We start from the raw sequence: 24,041 nt of genomic DNA, 5'->3' as shown, positions 1-24,041 counted from the left end.
GGCCGAACGCGAAGGCCTGCCGGCCCTGGCCAGACCGGCCCGCATTTGGTTTGCTCGCTTACCCATCCGGGGCGCGGAGGCCAATGTGGCCAACAGCATCACCAGCCAGTACGCCGAGCTCGCGCGGCGGCGCGCCGAGGCGTTGCCGGACGAGCCCACCCTGGATGAGATGAACGAGCTGCTGCGGCTCTTGGGACGCTGGCGCTCGCGCGTGCTCGCCAACACCTTCATCGCCCGCGAGGGCGCCTATATCCGCAGCGGACCCTTCGCCGGCATGGCCTATGTGACCGAGGCCACGGAGGGCGCCCTGGTCCCGCGTCTGCTCGGGACCTACGAGTCCGAACTGCATCCGCACATCCGGGCCTTCGCCGCCGAGGGCCTGGAGGCGGTGATCGATGTGGGATGCGCCGAAGGCTACTACGCCGTGGGCCTGGCGCGGCTGATGCCGCAGGCCGTGGTCCACGCCTTCGACATCGACGCGGCGGCGCGCGCCGCCTGCGCGGACCTGGCCGCCAGGAACGGCGTGACCGACCGGGTCCGCATCGGCGCAGAGTTCCCGCCGGACGGCTTCCAGGCGTTCGCCGGCCAGCGGACTCTGGTGATGGTCGACGCCGAGGGCGCGGAGCTCGACGTCCTGCGGCCGGACCTCAGCCCGGCGCTGGCCGGCATGAGCCTCATCGTCGAGACCCACGACGTCTACCGCAAGGGCGCGTTCAAGGAGCTGATCCTCCGGTTCGCCCCCACCCACGACATCCAGGTCGTGCGCCAGCAGCCGAAGGCGTTCGAGATGCCGTCCTGGCTGCAGAACCTGGCGCATCTCGACCAGCTGCTGGCGGTCTGGGAGTGGCGGCAAGCGCCGACGCCCTGGCTGGTGATGCGGCCGAAGGGGTGAGAGCAGGCCGCTTTCCTCTGTCTGCTCAGGGCCAACTTAGGGGCCCGGCTCCACTTCTCCGCCCACCGTCATTCCCGGCCTTGTGCCGGGAACCCATGCACACGGAGAGACGGAGACCGTCCTGCGCCTTCGACGTTCATGGATGGCCGGGACGGGGCCCGGCCATGACAAAGGGTTGGCGCGCGTTCGTGTGGTTCATGGACACCCCACTTCCACGGCCGTTCAGTCGAACAGGATCACCGACCGGGCGATCTCGCCGGTCTGCATCTCGGCGAAGGCCTCGTTGACCTGGTCCAGCCGGATCCGCCGCGAGATCAGCTCGTCGAGCTTCAGCCGCCCCTGCATGTAGAAGTCGACCAGCCTGGGCATGTCGACCGGGAAGCGGTTGGAGCCCATGAACGAGCCCTGCAGGCGCTTCTCGGACAGCAAGGCGGCGCCCGGGATCGAGAGGTTCTGGCCCGGCGGGATCATGCCGACGATGGTCGCCGTCCCCCCGCGGCCGACCATGGCGAAGGCCTGTTCGGCGGTCTTGGCGAGGCCGATGCATTCCAGCGCGTGGTGCGCGCCGCCGCCGGTCAGCTGGCGCACCGCCTTCACCGGATTGTCCTGCGCCGAACAGATGAAGTCCGTCGCGCCGAAGGCCCGGGCGAGGCTCTCTTTCGAGGCCACGGTGTCGATGGCGATGATCCGGCCGGCCCCGGCGATCAGGGCGGCGTTGATGGCCGACAGCCCCACCCCTCCGCAGCCGATCACCGCCACGGTCTCGCCGGGCTGGAGCCGGGCGGTGTGGGTCACCGCGCCGAAGCCGGTGACCACCGCGCAGCCGATCAGGGCGGCGCGGTCCAGCGGCATGTCCTTGCGGATCGCGACCACCGCATGCTCGTGGGTCAGGATCTGCTCGGCGAAGGCCGAGAGGTGCAGGTACTGCGGCATCGGCTGGCCGGCGCGCGCCAGCCGCGGCGGCTGGTCGGCGTCGCGCGACGTCTCGTCCGAGACGCAGAGGTTCAGGCGCCCCGTGAGGCAGTGGTCGCAGTGTCCGCAATAGGCGCTCAGGCAGGTGATGACGTGGTCGCCCGGCTTCACGGTGCGCACGTCGCAGCCCACCGCCTCGACCACGCCGGCGGCCTCATGGCCGAGCACGGTCGGCAGGGGCGTGGCGAAATCGCCCTGGAGGAAATGCAGGTCGGAACCGCAGACGCCGGCCGCGACCGTGCGGATCAGCACCTCGCGCGGGCCCGGCTTGTCGATCTGCACGTCCTCGATCTGAAGCGGCAGGCCCACCGCACGCAGCACCGCGGCCTTCATGGCGTTTTCTCCTCGCGCCCGTGAACCAGCCGGCGCAGCCGACCCTTAGCCTTATCGCGCCGGCGGCGGAGCCGCAAAACAGTCGACAGCGGCCGCCTTGCAACGCATGAGGAGGCCAGAATTGCGGCCCGGAGCTCTGATGGACGAGGGACAGCCGACAGCCAGCGAAAGCCCGAAGGTCAGCGAGACCTCGAGGGCGAGCGAAGCTGGCGCAGTCTTCCTGGCCTTCCTGCGCCAGGGGTTCACCGCCTTTGGCGGCCCGGTCGCCCACCTCGGCTATTTCCGGCGCGAGTTCGTCGAGCGCCGCGGCTGGCTGGGCGAGGCCGCCTTCGCCGACCTTCTGGCGCTCTGTCAGTTCCTGCCCGGCCCGGCGTCCAGCCAGCTGGCCATGGCGATCGGCCAGCGCCGCGCCGGCTGGGCCGGCCTGATCGCCGCCTGGATCGGCTTCACCCTGCCGGCGGCCCTGGCGATGATCGCGCTCGCCTACGCCACCCCGCTGCTGAACGCTGCCTGGGGCGGCGGATGGCGGCACGGGCTGAAGATCGCCGCCGCGGCCATCGTCGCCCAGGCCCTGGCGGCCATGGCCCGCACCCTGGCGCGCGGACCGGTGCGCGCCGGCATGGCCATCGGCGCCGCCGCCGGCCTGATCGTCGCCCATGGGCCGATGGCGCAGATCTTCGCCCTCCTGGCCGGCGCGGCCTTCGGCTACGGCCTGTTGCGCGACGCGCCGGCGATCGAGACTCCGGACCTCGTTACGGCGCGCGCGCCGGCCTATGGCCCGCCGCTCGCGGCCCTGGCGGTCTTCGCCCTGCTGCTCGCCGGCCTTCCCTTCGCCGCCTCGGCCCTGAACGAGCCGCTGCTCGGCCTGGCCAGCGTCTTCTACCGCACCGGCGCCCTTGTGTTCGGTGGCGGCCATGTGGTGCTGCCGCTGCTGCAGTCGGAGATCGTCGGGCGCAGCTGGCTCGACCGCGACACCTTCCTGGCCGGTTATGGCGCGGTCCAGGCCCTTCCCGGCCCGCTGTTCAGCTTCGCGGCCTTCGTCGGCGCAGCCCAGGGCGTGGCCCCTGGCGGCTGGATCGGCGGCCTGGTCGCCGTCACCGCCATCTTCCTGCCCAGCCTGCTGCTGGTGGCCGGCGTGGTGCCCTTCTGGGACCGGCTGAAGGTCCTCCCCGAGGCGCGCGGCGCGCTGGCCGGGGTCAACGCCGTGGTGGTCGGCCTCTTGGCCGCCGCGCTCTGGGACCCGGTGCTGACGGGCGCCGTCCAGCGAACGAACGACTGGGCGCTGGTCGCCGCGGCCTACGTCTTCCTGGCGGTGGCGAGGCTGCCGCCCTGGTTGGTGGTCATCGGCTTCGCCCTGGCGGCCGGGCTTCTCGCCCGCTAGGCGCCGACCGCGCTCAGGCCTGCGCCTGGGCGGCGGCGGCGGCTGGGGCGCGCGCCGCGAAGCCGGGCAGCCGGGCCTTGGGCAGGCCGAAGCTCGGCAGCTTGGGCAGGCGGAAGGTCCAGGTCTTCTTCGGCGGCAGGCAGCCTTCCAGGGCGGCGATCAGCTCTTGGGCCGGGCCGTCGTTGAGGAAGTGGTTGGCCCCCGTGGTGCGCACGAAGCGCACCGGCCGGCGCGTCGGCGTCTCCTTGGCCAGCCGCTCGGCGACCTCGATCGGGGCGAAGTCGTCCTTGTCGCCGTGGATCATGTGCACCTGAATGGTCAGCTGCATCAGGGCGCGCTTGGCGTGCACCAGCTGCGGCCGCTGGCCCGAGGCCTCCATCACCGCATGGCGCAGGTCGCGCGGGATCATCTTCAGCGCCCTGGAGCCCATGTCGATCAGCCAGCGCGAGGTCGGCCCGGTCTCGCCGAAGAAGCCGGACAGCAGCACCAGGCTCGCCACCCGGCCCGGGTTCTGCGCCGCCATGATCGAGGCGATGGCCGCCCCATAGCTCTGGCCGACCAGCAGCACCTTCTGGCCGGGCGCCGCCGTCAGCACCGGGGCCAGCGCCTCGGCCTGGACGCGGATGTCGTGCACCGGGTGAGCCGGCTCGGAGCCCGCATAGCCCGGCCGATCGACGACGACCATCTCGCGGTCCTGCGGCAGCTCGGCCATGGTCTCGGCCCAGTACTCCGCCCAGGACGGGGCGCCGGTGATCACCACGATCTTCCAGGGCGCCGGCTTGTGGCGCGGGGTCTCCAGCGCGGAAATTTTCCAGCCGTGGCCGCCGCCGGCGATGAAGCTGGTTCGGCGCAGCACGGTGTCGGGATAATCCGCAGACGTCGGCGCATGCTCGCTGCGGCCGGTCGCGGCCGCCTCGAAACAGGCCCAACCCATGGCGAGCACGCCTTTCGGCCGTTTACGCGACACGGTGGGAAAACTCCTCAGGACTCACTCATCACCTGGAGTTTGGAACGCGCCGTTCAAGCTTCGGGTTCGGGGAAGCGTCGCCGGAAGATGTCATTTGCTATCTGCGTGGCGCGAAGGTCACGCCGGAGGCGTTCCCGCCCCTCCCCCAACGTCATTCCCGGCCTTGTGCCGGGAACCTATGCACACGGAGAGACGCAAGACCGTCCTTCGTTTTCGACGTTCATGGATGGCCGGGACGGGGCCCGGCCATGACGGCGAGAGCGGGTTTTTCGCTCAGGCCGCGGCCTTGCGGGTGCGGCGACGCCGCGCGGCCGGCGCCGGCGCCGGCGCCGGCGCCGAGGCGGATTCGGGGGCGCGGGTCAGCACCATCAGATAGTTGACGTCGACGTCGTTCGACCGCGACCAGCGGCCTGTCAGCGGGTCGTAAGCCACGCCGAACGGGCCCTCGATATCCAGCGGCTCGCCGGCGATGAAGCCGCGCACCTCCTCAGGCTTGAGGAACTTCCGCCAGTCGTGCGTGCCGACGGGCAGCCAGCGCAGCACATACTCCGCCCCGAACTTGGCCAGCGCCAAGGCCTTCAGGGTGCGGTTGAGGGTGGCGAAGATCATCACCCCGCCCGGCGCCAGCAGACGTCCGGTGGTGCGCAGGAACTCGCCCGGATCGGCGACGTGCTCGATCACCTCCATGTTGAGGATCACGTCGAAGGCCGGCTCGCCGGAGGCCAGCAGGCTCTCGGCCGTCGAGGCGCGGTAGTCGATCACCAGCCCCTGTTCGGCGGCGTGGGCGGCGGCGGTGGCGATATTGCGCTCCGAGGCGTCGACCGCGGTCACCGCAAATCCCAGCCGGCGCATCGGCTCCGACAGCAGGCCGCCGCCGCAGCCGATGTCCAGCAGACGCAGGCCTTCGAACGGCTGGCGCTGCGTCCCGTCGCGCCCGAACCGCGCCAGCGCCTGCTCCCGGATGAAACCCAGCCTCACGGGATTGAAACGATGCAGCGGCGCGAACTTGCCGTTCGGGTCCCACCACTCCGCGGCGATGCGCGAGAAGCGTTCGACCTCGGCCGGATCGATGCTGGACTTGGGCGGGTCGGCGGTGGTCATGGCTCTCATTAACGCGTCAGCCCCCGCGGCAAAACACCCAGACCGTTGCTCCGAACACGACACACCGCTAGAAGGCTCCGCCTTTCACGGCGCGGCCCTTTGAGAAACGAGAGCTCCTAGACTCGCATGTCCCGGCTGGTGATGAAATTCGGCGGCACGTCCGTGGCCGACCTGGAACGCATCCGCCGCGTGGCCCGGCTGGTGAACGCCGAGGTGCAGGCGGGCCATCAGGTCGCCGTGGTGGTCTCGGCCATGTCCGGCAAGACCAATGAGCTGGTCGCCTGGACCGACGGCTGCGGCTCGGCCGCGGCGGACCTGCCGGCGAGCGACGACGAGTACGACGTGGTGGTGGCGTCGGGCGAGCAGGTGACCGCGGGTCTCCTCGCCATGACGCTGCGCAACATGGGCGTGCCGGCGCGCTCCTGGATGGGCTGGCAGATCCCGATCATCGCCGATGACGCCCACGGCCGCTCGCGGATCGACGAGATCCCGCCCGAGAACCTGGCCGCCGCCATGGACGAAGGCGCCGTGGCGGTGATCGCCGGCTTCCAGGGCGTGACCCGCGACGGCCGCATCGCCACCCTGGGCCGGGGCGGCTCGGACACCAGCGCCGTGGCGATCGCCGCCGCGCTGAAGGCGGTGCGCTGCGACATCTACACCGACGTCGACGGCGTCTACACCACCGACCCGCGCATCGAGTCCAAGGCCCGCAAGCTCAGCAAGATCTCCTACGAGGAAATGCTGGAGATGGCGTCCCTGGGCGCGAAGGTGCTGCAAACCCGTTCGGTCGAGCTCGCCATGGCCAAGGGCGTGCCGGTGCGGGTGCTTTCAAGTTTCGTTGAGCCGGGCGAGGCCCCTGGCCAGGGCACCATCGTCTGCGACGAGGAGGAGATCGTGGAAAAGCGCATCGTGAGCGGGGTCGCCTACAGCCGCGACGAGGCGAAGATCAGCCTCTTCGGCCTGCCCGACCATCCCGGCGTCTCGTCGGAGATCTTCGGCCGCCTGGCCGACGCCAACGTCAACGTGGACATGATCGTCCAGAGCCACGCCCGCACCCAGGACACGGCGAACATGGAGTTCACCGTCGGCAAGCGCGACGCCGCGCGCGCCGTCGAAATCGTCCGCGCCGCCCAGGCCGAGATCGGCTTCGACGAGGTGGCGGTGAACGAGGACGTGGCCAAGGTCTCGGTCATCGGCGTCGGCATGCGCAGCCACGCCGGCGTCGCCAAGTCGATGTTCAGCGCGCTCGCCGAGAAGGGCGTCAACATCCAGGTGATCTCGACCTCGGAGATCAAGATCAGCGTGTTGATCGACGCCGCCTACACCGAACTGGCGGTCCGCGCCCTGCACGCCGCCTACGGCCTGGACCAGCTCTAGACGTTTCGGGCCGCCGCCCCGGTCAGCCGGAATGCCGTCCAGGCGCCGGCCAGGGCCAGCGGGATGGCGATCAGGAAGACCGAGACCGAGGCCGCCCGCGCGGTCTCGGCGCTCACGCCGTGCGAGAAGCCGACGAGATTGGCGGCTGCACCCGCCAGGGCCGCGCCCGCGGCGGCGCCGGTCTGGCGCACCGCCGTGATGGCCGAGGTCCCGATCGCCCGGTCCTCATCCGGCAGCGCCGCCATGACCCGCATGGACATCGAGCTCCAGGACAAGCCGAAGGCGGCGCCCAGCAGGCTCGCGCCGATCAGCACCCAGGCCAGCGGTTGGTCGGCCAGCGCCCACGGCAGCACGATCACGCTGGCGATCAGGCAGGCCGCGCCGGCGCGAACCCAGATAGCGTCCCATCGCTGGGAGACGTCGGCGACCAGGAAGGCCGCCACCGTCCAGGCCAGCGACTCCACCGCGACCACATAGCCCGCCCACAGCGGGGAGTAGCCGCGCAGCGTCTGCAGGATGGGCGGACCATAGATGGCGAAACCCATGGACGCGGCCGTCATCAGGAACATGCTGGCGTAGCCTGCGCCGACCACCGCGCCCAGCTTCGCAGCCTCGCGCGGCAGCAGCCGCACCCGGGCGCGGGCGTCGATCCGCAGGACCAGGACGAGCACGACAAGGCCCGCGGCCACCAGGCCCAGCGAGACGGCCGCATCGCCAGCCAGGTCCGCGAAGGCGATCGCGCCGACGCCCAGGGTCAGCACCGCCAGTTGCAGCCAGGGAATCCCTGCGCCCTCGCGGCGGGATTGCGCCCCGCGCAACAGCCACAGCGCCGCGGCGCTGAAGGCCGCCGACTGCACGGCGAACAGCCAGAAGACGCCCCGCCAGTCGTGGCCGGTGGCGTACAACCCGCCGACCAGCGGGCCCAGCAGGGTGGCCACGCCCCAGACGCCGGACACCGTCGCAAAGACCCTGGCCAGGTGCCGCTCCGGGAACAACAGCGCGATGGCGACCATCGAGAAGCCGCTGATCCAGCCGGTCCCCAGGCCCTGCACGAGGCGGCCCGCGAGGAAGGTGAAGATGTCCGGCGCCGCGGCGCTCATCACGCAACCGGCCGCGGTCAGCAGGCCGGAGAGCACCGTGGCCGCGCGCAGGCCGAACAGCTCCGAAATCCGGCCGGCGCTGGCTCCCGCCAGGATCGCCCCCACCAGGAAGCCGGCCACCGACCAGCTGAAATAGCCGTAGCCGCCAAGGTCGAGGCCGACGCTGGGCATGATGGTGGCGGTGACCAGGGCGTCGGCGGCGTTGAGCCAGACGCCCAGACAAATCAGGGCGAACTTCGGCAGGCGACCCTCGGCCAGCAGGTCGCCCCAGCCCTTCTCACCCACGCTCATTTCGGCCATCGGCCAGCCTTTAGCCGATCACTTGCGCTCCGGCGAGCCGGCGCGGCGTCAGGAGCTGAGCGCGGCGGAAGCCGTCGGGCGCTCGGTCTCGCACCTGGCCCTGCCTGGGCGCTGCAGCCAGCCGGCTTCCCGCACCGCCGCCACGGACGAGCGGGCGACCGGCGCACTGACCCCGTTGGTCAGGATCAGGCGCAGGTTGCGGCCTTCGGCCTCGGCGCGGTCCACCGCCTTGTCGGCCACCCACCAGGATCGATGGACCCGCAATCCGGGCGTGCGGCCCATGGCGGCGATCGCCTGGGCGAAGGTCGCCAGCACCAGGCGCGAGCCGCCCGCGGTGTGAACCCGGACGTAATGATCCTCCATCTGCAGGCACAGCACATCGCCGGGCGGGACGCCCAGCAGGCCCGGCGCCTGGCGATAGCGGCCGGTCCGGAGCGGCCGCGCCTCGCCGCCGGCCGAGATAGCTGAACAGCGCCACCTGAGGCGCGGTGATCAGCAGGCCCTCGAGATACCAGACGAGCGGCGTGAGGCCCGGCAGGTGTTCGAGCATGGGCCAGGTCGCCGTCGCGACGCGCCAGCTGAGCAGGCCGAAAGGCGCGGACATCAGGATGACGTAGGCGCAAAGCGCGGCCCGCGCCGCGCGCCGCGAGCGGATGCGGGCCAGGACCAGACGGGCGCCGAGGCCGAACACCCCGAAGCCCAGCCAGGCCAACACGACCCAGTAGCCGACCCGCTGCCAGAAGGGACCGTTGAGAAAGCTGCCGAACGGGCCGAGCAGGCCCAGGAAGACGCCGATGGCCGTCGCGATCGTGAAATCGCCGGCCCATCCGCGCAGGCGGCCCCCGCTGTCCCCTTCAACCATGGCCCCTTTTATATCGCAGTTCGGCGGCCGGCGAACCCGTTCGCCCGTTCGCGAAGCGGCGCTGGCGGGCTGGCTGTCCGGCGGATCCCTTGGCCGGATCGAAACCCCGAAAGGTCCGCCATGCTTCGCCGTCCGCTCGCGCTTGCGCTTCTCGTCCTGATCTTCACGACGGCCTCAGCCCAAGCCGGAGTCGGCTTCGCCCGCCTCACCATCCCCGACCCTGACGACGGGCCGATCGAGGCCGGGGTCTGGTATCCCACCGACGCGGCTCCAAGGCAGCTGCCATTTCTCGAGGCCCCGGCGGCGGTCGGCGGCCCAGTGGCGGGGCAGGGCCTGCCGCTGGTGGTCATCTCCCACGGGACCGGCGGCGCCTTCACCTCGCATCAGGACACCGCCGCCGCCCTGGCGGCCGCGGGCTTCGTCGCCGTCGCCCTGACCCACGCCGGCGACAACTGGCGCGACCGGAGCCGCGCTGTGGAGATCTGGCGTCGCCCTCGACAGCTGAAGCTGACGGTCGACTACATCCTCTCGACCTGGCCCGATCACGACCGCATCGACCCGGACCGGGTGGGCGCGTTCGGCTTTTCGGCCGGCGGCTTCACCGTGCTGGCCGCGGCCGGCGGCGAGCCGGATCTGGTCGCCGTCGGACCGCATTGCCAGGCGCATCCGGACTTCTTCGACTGCCGTCTGGTGGCGCGTGGCGGCGGACGCGCCCTGCCCGCCGGTTTCATCTGGGCCCACGACCCGAGGATCAAGGCCGTCGTCGCCGCAGCGCCCGCCCTCGGCTACGCCTTTGGACGCAAGGGGCTCGCCCAGGTGCGCCAGCCGGTGCAGCTGTGGCGCGCGGCCGACGACCAGGTGCTGCCGCATCCCTATTACGCCGAAGCTGTGCGGCTCGCCCTGCCCGCCCCGCCGGAGTTCCACCTCGTGGCCGGCGCCGGCCACTACGACTTCCTTGCGCCCTGCTCGGCCGAACTGGCGAAACACTATCCGCAGATCTGCACCAGCGCGCCCGGCTTTGATCGCGCCGGCTTCCACGCTGCGTTCAACCGCGACCTCGTCGATTTCTTTCGCAGAACGCTCGAACCGCGGCCTTGAAAGGTCGGCTTCTGAACTTCACGTCTTTCGGTGCACGCGCCCCCTTTCCGTCTCCGTTCCAGACGATAAAGCTGATAGGAGGCCGAGGCAGGACAGGGAGGCGTCGAGACGTCCGATGGCGAATACGGGCGTTGCGATCCGTGGACAGCGGAGCCTGCTCAAGCAGATCCGTGAGGCGCTCGCCGGCGGCGGCCCCGCGCAGGCGCGCCTCGACATGGTCGTGCGCATCATCGCCCGCTCGATGGTGGCGGAAGTCTGCTCGCTCTACATGCGCCGCTCGGCGGGCGAGATGGAGCTGTTCGCCACCGAAGGCCTCGACCCCGGCGCCGTCCACCTGACGCGCATGAAGCGCGGCGAAGGCCTGATCGGCGAGATCATGCGCCTGGGCCGCCCGCTGAACCTGGCCGACGCGCCGGAACACCCGGCCTTCTCCTACCGGCCCGAGACCGGCGAAGACCCGTTCCACGCCTTCCTCGGCGTGCCCCTGCTGCGCGGCGGCCGGGCGATCGGCGTCCTGGTCGTGCAGAACCGCACCGAGCGCGTCTACACCGAGGACGAGGTCGAGGATCTGCAGATCGTCGCCATGGTGCTGGCCGAGATGATGGCCGGGGGCGAGCTGATCTCCCTGGGCGAGCTCGCCGGCGTCGAAATCGCGCCGCGCAAGCCCGAGCGGATGAAGGGCTCGAAGTTCGGCGACGGCCTGGCCTATGGCGTCGCCGTCCTGCACGAGCCGCCGGTCACCCCCTCGCAGCTGCTGGCCGAAGACGTCGTCGCCGAGGAAGAGCGGCTGAAGACCGCCGTCACCGCCCTGCAGGCGCAGATCGACACCATGTTGGAAGGCCAGCACGGCCTGGTCGACGCCTCCTACGAGGTGCTCGAGACCTACCGCATGTTCGCCCACGACCGCGGCTGGAACCGCAGCCTGGAAGACGCGGTGCACAACGGGCTGACGGCCGAGGCGGCGGTGGAGCGGGTGCGCTCCGAGCACCGCGCGCGACTGGGCCAGGCCCGCGATCCCTATCTACGCGAGCGGCTGCACGACCTCGAAGACCTCAACGACCGGCTGCTGCGCCACCTGTCCGGCGACGGCCATGTGGCCCGCGAGCTGCCCGACAACGCCATCCTGATCGCCCGGAACCTGGGCCCTGCGGACCTGCTGGAATACGACCGCAAGAAGCTGCGCGGCCTCCTGCTGGAGGAAGGCTCGGCCGCGAGCCACGCCGCGATCGTCGCCCGCGCGCTCGACATCCCCTGCGTCGGCCGGATCTCCAACCTGCGCGACCGGGTGTCGGAAGGCGACATGGTGATCGTCGACGCCGAGACCGGCGAAGCCTACCTGCGGCCCCGGCCCGACGTGGTCAAAGCCATCCAGGCGCGGATCGACGTGCGCCGGCAGCGTCGGGAAGAGTTCGCCAAGCTGCGCGACACCCCGGCCTTCACCCGCGACGGCGCCAAGATCACCCTCTTGATGAACGCCGGCCTCGACGTCGACCTCGACATCCTGGCCGAGACGGGGGCGGAGGGCATCGGCCTGTTCCGCACCGAGTTCCAGTTCATGGTCGCCGAGGAGATGCCGCGCTTCAACGCCCAGGCGGCGCTCTACGAGCGGGTGATGGACGCCGCCGGCGACCGGCCGGTGACCTTCCGCACCCTCGACCTGGGGGGCGACAAGGTGCTGCCCTACCTGGAGGCCGAGCGCGAGGAGAACCCGGCCCTCGGCTGGCGCGCGATCCGCATGGGGCTCGACCGCCCGGCCCTGCTGCGGCTGCAGCTGCGCGCCCTGCTCGCGGCCGCGCGCGGCCGGCCGCTGCGAGTGATGTTCCCGCTGGTCGCCAGCGTCGACGAGTTCCGCGCCGCCCGCGCCCTGGTCGACACCGAGGTGGCCTGGGCGCTGCGCCGCGGCCGGGCCGCGCCCGCCAGGCTGGACGTCGGCGCAATGATCGAGGCGCCGTCGCTGATCTGGCACCTCGACGCCCTGCTGCCGATGACCGACTTCGTCTCGGTCGGCACAAACGACTTGATGCAGTACATGTTCGCCGCCGACCGCGGGAATCCGCGCGTCTCGGATCGATACGACTTCCTGTCGCCGCCGGCGCTGCGGGCGCTCCAGCAGATCCAGCTCGCCTGCGCCGAGACCGGCACCCCGGTCAGCGTCTGCGGCGAGATGGCGGGCCGGCCGTTGGAAGCCTTCACCCTGGTCGCCCTCGGCTTCGAACGGCTGTCGATGCCGCCGGCCGGCATCGGCCCGGTGAAGCAGATGGTGCTCTCCTGCGACCGCGAGGCGGCCCGGCGCGGGGTGTCGGCGCTGCTGAAGGGCTCCGCCGGATCGGTGCGCAACGAGATCGAGACTCTCGCGCGCAAGATTTATCTTGCGGTGTAGAATGATCGGAGCCACGTGACCGATCATCGCATTGAGCACTTCCGTGACGCATGTTACCGAAAGCTTAATCCAATCACGCTCAGAAGTTTCGGGTTGCGCGTCTTCGCGGCCCGATCGACGCGACGTTAAAGCAGAGGTCCAGTGGCCATGCCGCTCGATACTGGCGGGGTAAGCGAGCTTAACATGTCGGCCTCCGACGGGTCGTCCCAGGCTGAGCCGCCGACCCTGCAGAGCGGCGTCGACATCGGCCAGGCGTTGCGCGCCGTGCGCGAGCACCAGGGCCGCAGTCTCGAGAATCTCGCCGAAACCACCCGCGTGCGCGCGAGCTATCTGTCCGCGATCGAGGAGTTGCGGCTAGAGCTCCTGCCTTCGCGGCCCTTCACCATCGGCTACATCCGCGCCTACGCCTCCGCGCTCGGCCTCGATCCCGAAGCCGCCGTCGAACGCTTCCGCGCCGAGGAGCCGGTGCTGGACGAGCCGCTTCGCGCCCCGCTGGGCGTGCAGGACGAGCACGACCCGCGCGTGAACTCGCTGATCGCCGGCGGCTGCGTGATCATTGTCGCCATCTTCCTGTGGAACATCGCCCGGCGCGCCATGATCGAAGACGCGCCGCCGCCGCCCGCCGCCTCGGAGGTCATCACCGCCAAGGCGCTCGCCAGCGCCAAGCCGGGACCGATCGTGCTGGGCCCCCCGCTGCCGGCGCCCGTGGAGTCCACCACGCCGCCGCCCTACGAGACCCCGGGTCTGGCCCAGGCGGTGCCGACCGAAGACGGCAAGCTGACGCTGCCAGGCCAGCCCAAGCCGCTGAACCAGATGACCGATCCGCCGCCGCTGGCCCAGCTGCCGCCGAAGTTCGTGGCCAAGGGCATGATCTATGGCGCCAAGGCGGGCGAGCCCTCGTTCGTCACCGTCCAGGCGCTGAAGTCCTCGCAGCTGATCGTGCGGGGCGCCGACGGCTCGCTCTACTTCGCCCGCCAGCTCGCCGCGGGCGAGGCCTTCCGCGCGCCCCAGGTGAACGGCCTGACCTTCAACGTCACCGACCCGAACAGCTTCCAGGTCTTCGTCGGCGGCCAGTCGCGCGGCGTGCTCCCCGCCGCCCAGGCCTCGGTCAGCGGACTGGCCGGAGGCTAGACGCCGCGGCGTCTGAACGCGCCTGCGGCGCCTAGCCCGCCCCCTGAGCGAAGCAAGCGCTTGGGTAACAACGATATTGCAAACCGGCGCAATGCGTCGTTAGGTGAGCGCGCACCATCTAGGGCCTCGCCTCAGGGCGGCCTCAACCGACAGTCGCAGATCATCGAGGATCTTCGACGAGATGGTCGCGCGCCCAGAATTGGGCCCGATCCCACAGTTGAAACTCAGCTTTCCAGCGGATTTTGCGTCGAAATCCCAAAACCCGTGCCGCCAGAGCACGTTTTTAGCCCCCGCGCACCTTGACCGCGCGCTCTCGAATACGCGCAAATAGGACAACGAGACAAGAATCTACACTGGGGAGGTTACAATGCGGCTCAGGCTTCTGCTGCTTGCTGCGACGGCGTGCGTCTCGGCGATTCCGGTCGCGGCGACGGCGCAGGACACTCAGCTCGGCGAAATCATCGTCACCGCCCGGAAACGCCAGGAATCGATTCTCAACGTTCCGGTCATCGAAACCGCGATCGGGCAGGTGCAACTCGAGCGTCGGCAGACGCAGGACCTGAAGGACATCGCGAAGTTCGTGCCAGGCCTCTCGCTCGCCCAGGGCACCGGCGCGCTGGGCACCCAGGTGTCGTTGCGCGGCGTGGGAACGAGCGCGATCAACGCCGGCATCGACGCCTCGGTCTCGCTGAACGTCGACGGCATGCAGATCACCCAGAGCCTGGCCTACGCCAGCGCCATGTTCGACCTGGGTCAGGCCGAGGTGCTGAAGGGCCCGCAGGCGTTGTTCTACGGCAAGAACAGCCCGGGCGGGGTGATCGCTCTGCGCACCGCCGACCCGACCGACCGGTTCGAGGTCATCGCCCGTTACGGCCGTGAGCTGGTGGCTCAGGAGGACCGGAGCGAACTCATCATATCAGGCCCGGTGACCGACACCCTGCGCCTGCGCTTCGCCGGCATGTACGACGAGGCCCAGGGCTATTTCAAAAACGTCGCTGTCGCCGCGCCCGGCGCCGGCGCGCTGGACCCGCACAACCGCCGCACGCCGGCCGAGCGGAACTATGTGCTGCGGGGCACGGCCATCTGGCAGCCGTCGGGCGCCTTCGACGCCCGGCTGAAGGTCAACATGGCCGACAACCGCCACACCGGAAACGACGCCTTCCAGCTCGTCTCCTGTCCCGACGGCGTCGGCGCGGTCGGGACCAACCCGCCGCTTCTGGGCGGCGCCGAAAACTGCAGGAGGGATCGCAACCTCAGCTACGTGGATCTCAACCCGGCCAACTTCACGGGCGTGAAAAACAACGGCGTCGTCTTCCACAGCACGCACCAGGAATACGGCTCGCTGGAGCTGAACTACCGGCCGATCCCCGGGCTGACGCTCACCTCGTCGACCGGCTACTACGACATGGTGTTCAAAAGCACGTCCAACGCCTCGTCGAGCACCTTCGCGGGCCCGGCCTTCGCATCCGTGCTGGAGCCGCTGAGCCGGCGCGACCTGACCCAGGAATTCCGCGCCAACTCCGACTTCACAGGGCCGCTGAACGTCTCGGCCGGCGCCTATTACCAGAACGGCAAGCTGCTCAACCGGGTGAACCTGCCGGGCAACAGCGCCTATCGCATTCCCGTTTCGATCGGCCACTATGAGCAATTCGTCCAGATCGAGTCGAAGTCCGCCTTCGGCCAGCTTCGGTGGCAGGTCTCGCCCAAGCTCGAGATCGCCGGCGGCGCCCGCTGGACAGGTGAAAGGCGCGAGCTCACGGCCAAGAACCTGATCAGCGGCGCGGCGGTGCTGTTCCCGACCAGGGTTCCGAAGATCAAGTCGGACAATGTCTCGCCCGAGCTGACGGTCACCTACAAGCCGACGGACGACATCACCGCCTTCGGCTCGCTGAAGAAGGGCTACAAGTCCGGCTCCTTCAACCTGACGGCGCTGACCACGCCGAACCCCGACCTCTCCTTCGGCGACGAGAAGGTCGAGGGCGGCGAAGTCGGCCTGAAGACCCGGTGGCTGGAGCGCCGGCTGGCCGCCAACCTGGCCTTCTACGACTACCGCTACACGGGGCTGCAGGTTGGGGCCATCCAGCCGATCGCCGCCGGCGGCGTGCCGGTCAACATGACCCTCAACGCCGGCGCGGCCCAGGTCTACGGCGTTGATTTCGACGTCAGCTACCTGCCGCCGCAGGTCGACGGACTGACCCTGCACGGCGCGGTCAACTGGAACCACGCGCGGTTCAAGACCCTGAACAACGTTCCCTGCTGGGGCGGCCAGACGGTCGCGGCAGGCTGCACCGAGGTCCTCAATCCGCTGACCGGCCGGTTCACCGCCCAGAACCTCGCCGGCCAGCCGCTGATCCGTGCGCCGGACTGGCAGGCCGATTTCGGGTTCGACTATGAATTCTCCATCGGCAACGAGATGAAGATGGTGATCTCCAACTCCAACCAGTACTCGTCGAAGTATCTGGCCTACCTGGGCCTGCGGCCGGACTTCTTCCAGAAGAGCTACATCAAGAGCGATCTGAGCGTGGCGGTGCACGGACCGGACGACCGGTGGGAGTTCGCCCTGATCGGCAAGAACATCGGCGACAAGCTGACCTCCCACAACTGCACGGCCGCCAATATCCAGAACTCCATCTTCGGCGGACAGCTCACCGGCGGAAATGACCGCGGCCCTGCGGGCGTCGACGAAACGGTCTGTTTCATGGACCGCGGCCGGGAGGTCTGGCTGCGGCTGACGGTGCGGCCGTTCAGCTAGGTCCCGTGGGGGCGCGGGACGGGTTGGGCTTTGACCGGGAAGCCTCTATCTTCCACCCATCATGAGCGCCCACGACCACACCCATCTCCGCCCCTGGCGCGCGATCCAGCGCCGGCCGTCGCGCAAGATCCGCGTCGGCTCCGTCGAGGTGGGCGGCGACGCCCCGATCACCGTCCAGTCGATGACCAATACGCTGACCGCCGACGCGGCCGCGACGATCGACCAGATCCGCGGGCTGGAGGAGGCCGGCGCCGACATCGTCCGCGTCTCCTGCCCGGACGAGGACTCCACCGCGGCGTTCAAGCAGATCGCCAAGGCCTCGAAGGTCCCGCTGGTCGCCGACATCCATTTCCACTACCGCCGCGGCGTCGAGGCCGCCCAGGCCGGCGCGGCCTGCCTGCGGATCAATCCCGGCAACATCGGCTCGCCCGACCGGGTGCGCGAGGTGATCCAGGCCGCCCGCGACCACGGCTGCTCGATGCGGATCGGCGTCAACGCCGGATCGCTGGAGCGCGAACTGCTCGAGCGCTACGGCGAGCCCTGCCCCGAGGCCATGGTCGAAAGCGCGCTGAACCATGCCCGCATCCTGCAGGACCACGACTTCCACGAGTTCAAGATCAGCGTGAAGGCCTCCGACGTCTTCATGACCGTCGCCGCCTACCAGATGCTGTCCGAGGCCATCGACTGCCCGCTGCACCTGGGCGTCACCGAGGCCGGGGCGCTGCGCACCGGGACGGTCAAATCCTCCATCGGCATGGGCGCCCTGCTGTGGGCCGGCATCGGCGACACCATCCGCGTCAGCCTGGCGGCCGATCCGGTGGAGGAGATCAAGGTCGGCTTCGACATCCTGAAGTCGCTGGGCCTGCGCCACCGCGGCGTGAACATCATCGCCTGCCCCTCCTGTGCGCGGCAGGGGTTCAACGTGATCAAGACGGTCGAGGCCTTGGAAGAGCGACTGGCGCACATTTCTACGCCCATGAGCCTTTCCATCATCGGCTGCGTGGTGAACGGCCCCGGCGAGGCGCTGATGACCGACCTGGGCTTCACCGGCGGCGGCAAGGGCGCGGGCATGGTCTATGTGGCCGGCCGGCCGGACCACAAGATGGACAACGAAGGCATGGTCGAACACATCGTCGACCTGGTCGAAGCCCGCGCCGCGGAGATCCAGGCCGAGACGGCTGCGGCCGCCGCGCGCGAGGCTGCGGAGTAGCCGGCTTCCCTCAGGAAGCGGACGCCTGCGGCGCCCTTGCCGGCGCCCGACATCCGGGCTTAGCTGCCGCCCAACGAAACGGGAGGACCTGCATGTCCGCGGACGGCAACTGGAAGATCACCATCTCGACGCCCATGGGCCCGCAGGAGGTGACCGCCTCCATCACCACCCAGGGCGACACCTTCACCGGCAAGAGCGAAAGCCCGATGGGCGCCCAGGAGATCACCGGCAAGGTCGCCGGCGACACCCTCACCTGGAGCGCGGACATCACCAAGCCGATGCCGCTGACGCTCGACTTCGACGCCAAGGTGGACGGCGACAAGATGACCGGGACGGTGAAGCTGGGCGCCTTCGGCAATGCGCCGCTGAACGGGCATCGGATCTAGCCGCACACGATAACGGCGCCGGCGCAAGCGCCGACGCCGTCTCGCGATACCGACGGGCCGTCCGCAGGGACGGCCCGTTTTCGCGTCAGAGTATGGCGCTCGACGTATGGAAGGTCCGCCCGCAGGGGCGGGCCTTTGCATGATCCTGACGAGGGCTTACCGGGTCGTGTTGTCCGCCGCGCCCTGGGCGGCGTCGCCGGCGGTCCTGGCTGCGCCCGTGGCGCTGTCGGCCACGGCGGAGGCGGCGCTCGTCACCGCACGGGTGCGTAGATTGTCGTTGCGGCTCTGGTTCAGCAGGAAGAAGGCGATGATCGCCACCAGCGCCAGGATCGCGATGCCGACAATCACGCCGCCGATGCCGGATCCGCCGCGATCCACATAGGTCGTATCCCCGCCCTCCCGCTCGACGACGCGTTCGCGGATGGGTCCGTCGGCGCGCTCGGTCACTCGTTCCGTCGCCATTTCGCCAGTCTCCTTGTTGTCGTCCCCGCGCGGGTAACTCGCCGCCCAGGCATGCGTTCCTGGGTCCAGCTCGGCGCGCGTTGGCATCGGCGACCCCGCGCGGTAGAGGAAGCCTCCCAGTTTTCGACAGGATCTGCGTTTGCGACTTCCCCAGGCCAGGCTCGATCAGGTGCTCGACCGCTACCGCGAGGTGGAGGCGCGCATGGGCGCGGCCAGCGACGGCGCCGAGATCGTGAAACTCTCCAAGGAGCACGCCGAGCTGCGGCCGGTGGCCGAGGCGGTGCAGACGCTGGAGCGCGCCCGCGGCGAGCTGCCGGAGCTGGAGGAGATGCTGGCCTCAGGCGACGCCGAAATGGCCGGCCTCGCCCGCGGCGAGCTGCAGACGCTGAACGAACGGCTGCCGCTGCTGGAGCGCGAGGTGGCCCTGCTGCTGGCGCCCAAGGACCGCGACGAGAACGCGTCGGCCATCCTGGAAGTGCGCGCCGGCACCGGAGGCGACGAGGCGGCGCTGTTCGCCGGCGACCTCTTCCGCATGTACCAGCGCTACGCCCAGCTGCAGGGCTGGCGGGTCGAGATCGACTCGGTCTCCGAGGGCGAGGTCGGCGGCTACAAGGAGATCATCGCCTCGGTGACCGGCGACGGCGTGTTCGGCCGGCTGAAGTTCGAGAGCGGCGTCCACCGGGTTCAACGGGTGCCCGCCACCGAAGCCGGCGGACGCATCCACACCTCCGCGGCGACCGTCGCGGTGCTGCCTGAGCCCGAGGAGGTCGAGATCGACATCCGCGACCAGGACCTGCGCATCGACACCTACCGCTCGTCCGGCGCCGGCGGCCAGCACGTCAACAAGACCGATTCCGCCGTGCGCATCACCCACCTGCCCTCCGGCATCGTGGTCACCAGTTCCGAGAAGTCGCAGCACCAGAACCGCGCTCGCGCGATGAAGGCGCTGAAGGTCAAGCTCTACGACCAGCAGCGCGAGGCGCTCGACAACGCCCGCTCCGACGCCCGCAAGAGCCAGGTCGGCTCCGGCGACCGCTCCGAGCGCATCCGCACCTACAACTTCCCGCAAGGCCGGGTGACCGACCACCGCATCAACCTGACCGTCTACAACCTGCCCAAGGTGCTGGAAGGCGAGGCCCTCGACGACATCATCGACCCGCTGATCGCCGAGGACCAGGCCGCCCGCCTGGCGGCTCTCGAAGACGAGATCGCCTAGGCGCGAACCTTCGCCGAGGCGGAGGGGAATCGCAAACGCCGCCAAGGTGGAGGCTCTTCTTCCGCTTGTCGCCCTGGGCCCCGAACGGCTAGAGCCCTGGCATGTCCAGCCCCATCTCGGGAACTCTCGCGGCCCTGTGCCGCCATCCGGTGAAAGGCTTCACGCCCGAGCCCCTGCCCGACGTCGCGCTGGCGCCGGGCGAAGGCTTCCCGTTCGACCGGCTGTGGGCGGTCGAGAACGGCCCCTCGGGCTTCGACCCGGCCGCGCCGGCCTTCATCCCGAAGCAGAAGTTCACCGTGCTCGCCAGCCTGCCGCGGGTGGCGGCGGCGACCACTTGCTACGACGAGGCGGACGGCGTTCTGTACGCCAGCGCCGACGGCCTGACCCCGTTCGCCGGACGGCTCGACAGCGCCGAGGGCCGGGCGGGCTTCGCCGCCTGGCTGGGCGAGCTTCTCGGCGAGGAAGCCCGCGGTCCGCTGCAGGTGGTCCAGGCGCCGGGCGAGCACCGCTTCACCGACCATCCCCAGGGCCAGGTCTCGCTGGTCAACCTCGCCAGCGTCCGCGACCTCTCCGAGCGCCTGGGCGTGGAGATCAATCCCCTGCGCTTCCGGGCCAACCTCTATGTCGAGGGCTGGCCGGCCTGGGTCGAGAACGACTGGGTCGGCGAGGCGTTGAAGCTGGGCGGCGCAGCGGCCCAGGTGTTCAAGCCGATCGTCCGTTGCGCGGCCACTCACGTGAACCTCAAGACCGCCCAGCGCGATCTGGAGATCACCAAGGCGCTGTTCGACAACTACGGCCACATGTACTGCGGCGTCTATCTGCAGGTCACCACCGCGGGCCGTATCGCCCCGGGGGACATCTGCGAGGGTCCGGCCGCGGCCGACCGGAGAGCGTGAACCCGAATGGGCCTGAACCTCGTCCAAGCCTGGAAACTGGCCAGGCAGCAGCTGGAAGCCGCCGGGGTCGCCGGGCCGGTGATCGACGCCCGCCTGCTCGTCGAGGCCGCCGCCGAGGCCACGCGCGTCGACATCGTCACCGACCCGCATCGTCCGCTCACCGCGGAGCAGCAGGCCCGTCTCGAGGACTATCTGGCGCGCCGAAGCCGCCGCGAGCCGGTCAGCCACATCCTCGGCCGCAAGGGCTTCTGGAAGATCATGCTGCAGGTGACGCCGGACGTGCTGACGCCGCGGCCGGACACCGAGACCGTGGTCGAATACGTCCTGCGCGACTTCCCCGAGCACGCGCCCTGGCATGTGCTCGACCTCGGCGTCGGCTCCGGCGCCATCCTGCTCTCCATCCTGGCCGAGCGGCCGGCCGCCAAGGGCCTGGGCGTCGACGTCTCGGAAGAGGCGCTGGCGGTGGCCCGGGAGAACGCCGCCAACCTCGGCCTCGCCGGCCGCACGGCGCTGATGCGCGGCGACTGGACCTGGGGCCTGGGGGACGCGAGCTTCGACCTGGTGGTCTCCAACCCGCCCTATATCGCCAGCCATGTGATCGAGACCCTCGAGCCGGAGGTCCGCGACCACGAGCCGCGGCTGGCGCTGGAGGGCGGCCCTGACGGCCTGGACGCCTATCGAACCCTCGCCCCGGAGATCCTCCGGGTGCTGAAACCGGGCGGCCGCTTCGCCGTCGAGATCGGCTACGACCAGAAAGACGCCGTCGAAGCCCTGTTCCGCGAGGCCGGCGCGGCGGAGGTGATCACCCTGCGCGATCTGGCCGATCGCGACCGCGTGGTGGCCGGCTTGAAAAACCCCTTGGAAAAGAAGGCCTGACTCGCTACATCTCAGTGCGTCTCCACCCAAATCGCTGGATCCAAGGCAGACGCGTCCAAAGACGGACGCCCAGCCGACCCGGCAGGCGCGACGCTTTCTCACAAAAGGCTCTCGCTCCGAGCTCCCGGGCGGACGACTGGGAACTTAGCGTCTTCTCAACTCCCACGGGCCATACGCCCGAACGCTGAAGCTAGCGCAGTGACCTCACCGAGGTCCGCTCAAGGAAGAGCCAAAACGGTCATCGCATAATGAGAGATTTCAAGGGCATGAAGCGTCAACGCGGCCGTGGCCGCGGGGGCGGAAGCGGCGGAAGCGGCGGCGGCGGCAAGCCGCAGCAACAGAACGCCAATCGGGCTTTCGATTCGAATGGTCCCGAGGGCGTGAAGGTCCGCGGCAACGCCCAGACCGTGTTCGAAAAGTACCAGCAACTGGCGCGTGACGCGACGACCGCGGGCGACCGGGTGCTGGCTGAGAACTACCTTCAGCACTCCGAACACTATTTCCGCCTGTTGCGCGCCCTGCAGCCGCAACGGCCGGCGTCCGAGATCCTCGGGCGAGACCAGTTCCAGTCGGGCTACGACATCGACTTCGAGGACGAAGGCGTCCAGGCCCAGCACGAGGCGGCCGACGAAGCCGCCGCGGAAGCGAGCCTCAACGAAGTCGAAGGGGAACAGCCCCGCGACAACCGCTGGCAGGCGCGCGAAGAGCGTCCCCGTGACGACCGCCAACGCGACGATCGGGCTCGCGACGACCGGCCTCGCGACCGCTTCGAGAGCCGCGACCGCGACGACCGCCCCCGGGATGACCGGCCGCGCGACGATCGTCCCCGTGACGACCGGGTGCGCGATGACCGGCCCCGCGACGACCGGGTCCGGGACGACCGCAATCGCGAGGCCCAGGGCGCTCAGAACGCCCAGCTGGCTGCGACCGGCCAGCCCGCTCAGGGCCAGGGCCGCCGCGACCGCTGGCGCGAACGGGACGACCGCAACCGCGGCGAACGCACCGGCGAGGAGCGTCGCGACGCACGCGAGCCGGCGCCCGTGATCGAGGCTCAGGTCCCGGTCGCGCCGGCGCCCGTCGTCGAGGAGCGCCCGGCCCAAATGCTGCGCGACTCCGAAGGCGGCGAAAGCCACGCGCCGGCCTTCCTGCAGGCGCCCGCCACGCCGCGCCCCGAAGCCGCCGCCAGCGACGAGGAAGCTCCCGCCCGCCGGCCGCGCCGGCGCCGGGCGCCCCGCACCTTCGAAGGCGGCGACGGCTCGCCGAGCAGCAGCGAGACCGAAGGCGCTTAAGGCCCCCGTTCCGCTCGCGCTGGATCAGCGCGAGCGGCGACGAGGGTCAGGCCCTCAGGCGCTAGCCGAAGGCCCAGAATGCAAAAAGCCCGCGGCGCGAGCCGCGGGCTTTTTCTTTGGGTCGGTGGAAGGCTCCTCCCGGGGAGGGGAGGAGAAACCGCCTAGAGCTGGTTGATCTCGCCGCAGCCGCAGCGGACGACGACGTCGCGCAGTTCGGCCGGATCGACGGCGGCGTGGATGATGCTGTCGCAGGCGCCGCAGCGGTAGCCCGTGTCCTCGACCCCGGGGGCCGGCGGCTCGGCGCAGATCAAGGTGCGGCGACCGATGAACAGGCCCGGCACAGTGCGCATCTGGATGAACGACATGGGGCTTCCCTCAAAGCTATACGGCTAACGATCTCTTACCGCATCGCACAACATTGTCGCAGGCAATTGCTGCGCCGCGGAACGCAGGTATCTACCTTGACTGTGAAACGATCACGACAGGGTGGTTGGCGCCGAGGCTTGAAGCGATTAGCTGGTGCAGATGGGTGTGGATTGTCATCACGCCGACGGGGCGCATCCTGGGCTCAAGGGTCCAGCGCTTCAGCACGCGCTCGGCCTGGCCGAGACGCGCTGCCTGGAAAACCAGGAGCGGCTGACCGCGCCGCGCCGGCGGGTGTTGGAATTGCTGCTGGGCGCGGACGCGCCGCTGAAGGCCTATGACCTGATCGCGGTGTTCGGCCAGACCGGCGCGCCGGCAAAACCCCCTACCGTCTATCGCGCCCTGGAGTTCCTCGAACGCCTGGGCTTCGCCCATCGCATCGAGAGCCTGAACGCCTACGTCCCCTGCCGCCTGGCCGGCGAGGCGCACAGCGCCGCCTTCCTGATCTGCGACTGCTGCGGTGCAGCAGAAGAGTTCGAGCCGGATTTCACGGCCCAGCTCGCCGCGGCCGAAACGCGCGGCTACCAGGTCCGCGTCGTCACGCTCGAAGCCCGCGGCCTATGCCCCGCCTGCCGGGCATAGGGCCGCGGCGCTTTCATTCGCTCTTTAACCCCCGGCTCCGCCCTCCCCCGCCGTC

20 protein-coding genes and 1 pseudogene are annotated in these 24,041 nt (G+C 70.1%); 14 read left to right on the top strand and 7 right to left on the bottom strand.

Features of this window, described 5'->3' with window-relative positions:
• Positions 1-85: 85 nt before the first annotated feature.
• Positions 86-892, top strand: coding sequence for a hypothetical protein (locus ACSQ2B_RS21740; protein ID WP_436053203.1), 807 nt, complete (start codon positions 86-88; stop codon positions 890-892).
• Positions 893-1,114: 222 nt separating this feature from the next.
• On the opposite strand, the gene ACSQ2B_RS21735 is transcribed toward ACSQ2B_RS21740, so the two are convergent.
• Positions 1,115-2,197: a Zn-dependent alcohol dehydrogenase gene (locus ACSQ2B_RS21735; protein WP_436053201.1), complete on the bottom strand. Its 1,083-nt coding sequence runs from the start codon at positions 2,195-2,197 to the stop codon at positions 1,115-1,117.
• A 139-nt stretch (positions 2,198-2,336) separates the two neighbouring features.
• Between ACSQ2B_RS21735 and chrA the strand changes: the two genes are divergently transcribed.
• Positions 2,337-3,578, top strand: a complete 1,242-nt coding sequence (gene chrA, locus ACSQ2B_RS21730) for a chromate efflux transporter (RefSeq protein ID WP_436053199.1) — start codon at positions 2,337-2,339, stop codon at positions 3,576-3,578.
• Between the two features lie 13 nt (positions 3,579-3,591).
• Here chrA and ACSQ2B_RS21725 read toward each other — a convergent pair whose 3' ends face one another.
• Together ACSQ2B_RS21725 and ubiG are read right to left on the bottom strand one after the other, a co-directional pair.
• Positions 3,592-4,545, bottom strand: a complete 954-nt coding sequence (locus ACSQ2B_RS21725; RefSeq protein WP_436053197.1) for an alpha/beta fold hydrolase — start codon at positions 4,543-4,545, stop codon at positions 3,592-3,594.
• A gap of 354 nt (positions 4,546-4,899) precedes the next feature.
• A pseudogene (gene ubiG / locus ACSQ2B_RS21720) lies at positions 4,900-5,646 on the bottom strand (bifunctional 2-polyprenyl-6-hydroxyphenol methylase/3-demethylubiquinol 3-O-methyltransferase UbiG); the annotation flags it as partial.
• Positions 5,647-5,772: 126 nt separating this feature from the next.
• Between ubiG and ACSQ2B_RS21715 the strand changes: the two are divergent.
• Positions 5,773-7,023, top strand: coding sequence for an aspartate kinase (locus tag ACSQ2B_RS21715; RefSeq protein WP_436053195.1), 1,251 nt, complete (start codon positions 5,773-5,775; stop codon positions 7,021-7,023).
• Here ACSQ2B_RS21715 and ACSQ2B_RS21710 read toward each other — a convergent pair.
• A complete protein-coding gene (locus tag ACSQ2B_RS21710; protein ID WP_436053193.1) occupies positions 7,020-8,423 on the bottom strand; it encodes an MFS transporter in 1,404 nt (467 codons plus the stop codon). The two genes, ACSQ2B_RS21715 and ACSQ2B_RS21710, sit on opposite strands and share 4 nt — an antisense overlap.
• 48 nt (positions 8,424-8,471) lie before the next feature.
• Positions 8,472-8,786 carry a LytTR family DNA-binding domain-containing protein gene (locus ACSQ2B_RS21705; RefSeq protein WP_436053191.1) on the bottom strand — a complete coding sequence of 105 codons (315 nt, stop codon included), beginning with the start codon at positions 8,784-8,786 and terminating at the stop codon, positions 8,472-8,474.
• A 619-nt stretch (positions 8,787-9,405) separates the two neighbouring features.
• On the opposite strand from ACSQ2B_RS21705, the gene ACSQ2B_RS21700 reads away from it, so the two are divergent.
• The 6 genes from ACSQ2B_RS21700 (at position 9,406) to ACSQ2B_RS21675 (ending at position 18,242) form a co-directional block, all read left to right on the top strand.
• Complete coding sequence (locus ACSQ2B_RS21700; RefSeq protein ID WP_436053189.1) at positions 9,406-10,383, top strand: alpha/beta hydrolase family protein; 978 nt, start codon at positions 9,406-9,408, stop codon at positions 10,381-10,383.
• 115 nt (positions 10,384-10,498) lie between these two features.
• Positions 10,499-12,763, top strand: a complete 2,265-nt coding sequence (gene ptsP / locus ACSQ2B_RS21695) for a phosphoenolpyruvate--protein phosphotransferase (protein ID WP_436053188.1) — start codon at positions 10,499-10,501, stop codon at positions 12,761-12,763.
• Positions 12,764-12,946: 183 nt separating this feature from the next.
• On the top strand, positions 12,947-13,894 hold the full coding sequence (locus tag ACSQ2B_RS21690) for a helix-turn-helix domain-containing protein (RefSeq protein WP_436053186.1): 948 nt from the start codon (positions 12,947-12,949) through the stop codon (positions 13,892-13,894).
• A 367-nt stretch (positions 13,895-14,261) separates the two neighbouring features.
• Positions 14,262-16,646, top strand: coding sequence for a TonB-dependent receptor (locus ACSQ2B_RS21685; protein WP_436053185.1), 2,385 nt, complete (start codon positions 14,262-14,264; stop codon positions 16,644-16,646).
• 61 nt (positions 16,647-16,707) lie between these two features.
• A complete protein-coding gene (gene ispG, locus ACSQ2B_RS21680) occupies positions 16,708-17,856 on the top strand; it encodes a flavodoxin-dependent (E)-4-hydroxy-3-methylbut-2-enyl-diphosphate synthase (protein ID WP_436053183.1) in 1,149 nt (382 codons plus the stop codon).
• Between the two features lie 92 nt (positions 17,857-17,948).
• Positions 17,949-18,242 (top strand): hypothetical protein, encoded by a 294-nt coding sequence (locus ACSQ2B_RS21675; protein WP_436053181.1) that lies wholly within the window; start codon positions 17,949-17,951, stop codon positions 18,240-18,242.
• Positions 18,243-18,398: 156 nt separating this feature from the next.
• On the opposite strand, the gene ACSQ2B_RS21670 is transcribed toward ACSQ2B_RS21675, so the two are convergent.
• Positions 18,399-18,704: a hypothetical protein gene (locus ACSQ2B_RS21670; protein ID WP_436053180.1), complete on the bottom strand. Its 306-nt coding sequence runs from the start codon at positions 18,702-18,704 to the stop codon at positions 18,399-18,401.
• Between the two features lie 139 nt (positions 18,705-18,843).
• Between ACSQ2B_RS21670 and prfA the strand changes: the two genes are divergently transcribed.
• The 4 genes from prfA (at position 18,844) to ACSQ2B_RS21650 (ending at position 22,981) form a co-directional block, all read left to right on the top strand.
• Positions 18,844-19,920 (top strand): peptide chain release factor 1, encoded by a 1,077-nt coding sequence (gene prfA, locus ACSQ2B_RS21665; protein ID WP_436053178.1) that lies wholly within the window; start codon positions 18,844-18,846, stop codon positions 19,918-19,920.
• 101 nt (positions 19,921-20,021) lie between these two features.
• Entirely contained in the window at positions 20,022-20,816 is a 795-nt protein-coding gene (locus ACSQ2B_RS21660; RefSeq protein ID WP_436053176.1) for an MOSC domain-containing protein, read from the top strand.
• Between the two features lie 6 nt (positions 20,817-20,822).
• Positions 20,823-21,692, top strand: coding sequence for a peptide chain release factor N(5)-glutamine methyltransferase (prmC, locus tag ACSQ2B_RS21655; protein ID WP_436053175.1), 870 nt, complete (start codon positions 20,823-20,825; stop codon positions 21,690-21,692).
• Positions 21,693-21,958: 266 nt separating this feature from the next.
• Positions 21,959-22,981 (top strand): DUF4167 domain-containing protein, encoded by a 1,023-nt coding sequence (locus ACSQ2B_RS21650; protein WP_436053173.1) that lies wholly within the window; start codon positions 21,959-21,961, stop codon positions 22,979-22,981.
• A 161-nt stretch (positions 22,982-23,142) separates the two neighbouring features.
• Here ACSQ2B_RS21650 and ACSQ2B_RS21645 read toward each other — a convergent pair whose 3' ends face one another.
• The gene (locus tag ACSQ2B_RS21645) at positions 23,143-23,346 is read right to left on the bottom strand and encodes a hypothetical protein (RefSeq protein WP_436053171.1); all 204 of its coding nucleotides are present in this window, start codon (positions 23,344-23,346) and stop codon (positions 23,143-23,145) included.
• A gap of 160 nt (positions 23,347-23,506) precedes the next feature.
• Here ACSQ2B_RS21645 and ACSQ2B_RS21640 point away from each other — a divergent pair, with 160 nt between their 5' ends.
• Positions 23,507-23,986: a Fur family transcriptional regulator gene (locus tag ACSQ2B_RS21640; protein WP_436053744.1), complete on the top strand. Its 480-nt coding sequence runs from the start codon at positions 23,507-23,509 to the stop codon at positions 23,984-23,986.
• Positions 23,987-24,041: the final 55 nt, after the last annotated feature.

Origin of the sequence: Phenylobacterium sp. LjRoot225, assembly GCF_964252855.1 — a bacterium.
Classification (GTDB): domain Bacteria; phylum Pseudomonadota; class Alphaproteobacteria; order Caulobacterales; family Caulobacteraceae; genus Phenylobacterium.
The sequence above is the reverse complement of the archived record's forward strand: the minus strand, read 5'-3'. Positions and strand labels throughout refer to the sequence as shown.